This window comes from Trebonia sp., from assembly GCF_049794275.1.
Taxonomy (GTDB): Bacteria; Actinomycetota; Actinomycetes; order Streptosporangiales; family Streptosporangiaceae; genus Trebonia.
In genome coordinates this window covers 1-1,869 of the sequence record NZ_JBARCR010001287.1, presented here as the reverse complement: position 1 = coordinate 1,869, position 1,869 = coordinate 1, and the positions used below count along the sequence as shown (strand labels likewise).

Here is a 1,869-nt window from a genome sequence, read left to right as displayed (position 1 = left end):
CCGCTCGACCAGGCGCTGGTGGCGACGGGCTTCGGGTACCGGGCGGCGCGGCGGAAGGTTCAGGGCGAGGTCGTCGCCGCGCTGCTGCCCCGGGTGCGGGACATCAGGCGGGCCGGGGTGGCGTCGGCCGACCTGTGCTCGGTGGCCGCCGGCCGGCTGGACGCGTTCTACGAGCGGGGCCTGAACTACTGGGACTACGCCGCGGGCGCGCTGATCGCGGCCGAGGCGGGCGCGGTCGTCGGCGGGCTGCACGGCGCGCCGCCTAGCACGTCGATGACGGTGGCGGCGGGACCGGGGCTTTTCCCTGCGCTGGCGGAGGCACTCGCGGACCTCGACGCCGAGCGCGACGGGTGATGTAGCGAAGATCACCCTCCCCCGGGGCGGAATTCTGTCACCTTCCCGTGTGTTGGTCCGTCCATGCCGGGCGTGTTGTGCGAAAATTCCTCGCCGGAATCGGGCACAACTATGGCTCCCGGAGCGTTACACCCGCGCAGCGACCGCGCACCACCTATGGAGGGGGATGGGTCACAAATGGCTACCGATTACGACAGCCCGCGCAAGACCGACGACGACTTGACCGAGGACAGCCTTCAGGAACTGCAGGCCCGCCGGATGGACAAGTCGTCGAGCACCATCGACCTTGATCCGGACGACGTGGCTGAGTCGCTTGAGCTTCCTGGGGCTGATCTGTCGAACGAGGAGCTCTCGTTCCGGGTGATCCCCCGGCAGGCGGACGAGTTCACTTGCTCGCGTTGCTTCCTTGTGCACCACCGGAGCCAGCTTGCCGAAGAGAGGAACGGCCAGTTGGTCTGCCGCGAGTGTGCCGCATGACGACCGAAGCCCCGCGGGCTGGGCTGCCCGCGGGGCCAGGTAACCGGTCGCTGTAGCGTGCTCAGTCTGATTCCGTGGTGGCGGACTCGAGCGCCGAACGGCGCCTGGCCGGCGCGTTGATCGCGAACCGCGACGTCTCCACGATGATCGCCAGGACGATGGCCCAGCCCAGCGCTTCGGGGAACGTGACCTTGGGATTCGTCAGGTCGATCGGCGCCTCCTTGCCCACGACCTTGGCCCACGCGATGGTTAGCAGCTTGCGCAACACCAAGGGCACCGCGATGCCCGCGACCGAGATGACCGCGCTCCCGCCGGAACCGTCCTTCTTCCGGTCTTTCCTCTTACTCATCCGTTACCTCCTCGCCCCCTTCAGTGAGCGTCATCATCCCACGGCCTGGCGTCCCGCGCTCTGCCGCCCGCGCTCGATCGCGGTCGCGAGCTCGGCCGGGTGCCTGGTGGCCACCAGCCAGTAGGGGACTTCGCTACCCGGATCGGCGAGCCTGATGTATACCGCGCGCTTCAGGTAGGGCCGCAGCATGAGATGGGCCGCCGGGTCGGCCCTCGGGCCGCGCAGTAGCGCGGCCTGTTTCTCGTCGAGCGGCACGACGTCGGAGGTCCGGTCCAGCGGGAGCTCGGCCCGGCCGGCCCGCAGCGTGCCGTCCGCCACCTCGATGGTGGTCGCGCCCCAGGTCAGCAGGAAGCCCGCCACGGCCACGACGAACACCGCGTAGATCGCCGGCGGGATCCAGCCGCCGAAGCCGGCGTACACCTCGCCGCCGAGGACGGCGATGACGGGGACGGCGAGCAGCCACCAGCTGACGGGTACCAGCAGGCGCTCGCGGTACGACGCGTCCTGTGCCCGGTCCCTGCGTGTCTGCATGACCCCACCGTAGTTGGTTAGATGGAGGCATGATGGCGCGGGGAGCCAGGCGGCCTGGCGGCGGCTTTCCCGGGCTCCGGGTGCCGGGGCTCCGGTTCGGCAAGGCCGCGGCGGACGGCGTGGTGGCGGAAGAGACGCCGCCCGACGGCGAGCCAGCG

At 70.3% G+C, this 1,869-nt stretch carries 4 protein-coding genes; 2 read left to right on the top strand and 2 right to left on the bottom strand.

The genetic code is table 11. The features are described from left to right. A partial coding sequence (locus WA805_RS31310; protein ID WP_422322563.1) for an inositol monophosphatase family protein occupies positions 1–354 on the top strand: 354 nt, incomplete at its 5' end. Positions 355–531: 177 nt separating this feature from the next. Next, the gene (locus WA805_RS31305) at positions 532–831 is read left to right on the top strand and encodes a DUF4193 domain-containing protein (protein ID WP_422273709.1); all 300 of its coding nucleotides are present in this window, start codon (positions 532–534) and stop codon (positions 829–831) included. Between the two features lie 61 nt (positions 832–892). Here the strand turns inward: WA805_RS31305 and WA805_RS31300 are convergent, their stop codons facing one another. Then, a complete protein-coding gene (locus WA805_RS31300) occupies positions 893–1,180 on the bottom strand; it encodes a DUF4235 domain-containing protein (protein WP_422337525.1) in 288 nt (95 codons plus the stop codon). Between the two features lie 33 nt (positions 1,181–1,213). Continuing rightward, positions 1,214–1,711 (bottom strand): DUF3093 domain-containing protein, encoded by a 498-nt coding sequence (locus tag WA805_RS31295; RefSeq protein WP_425244139.1) that lies wholly within the window; start codon positions 1,709–1,711, stop codon positions 1,214–1,216. Positions 1,712–1,869: the final 158 nt, after the last annotated feature.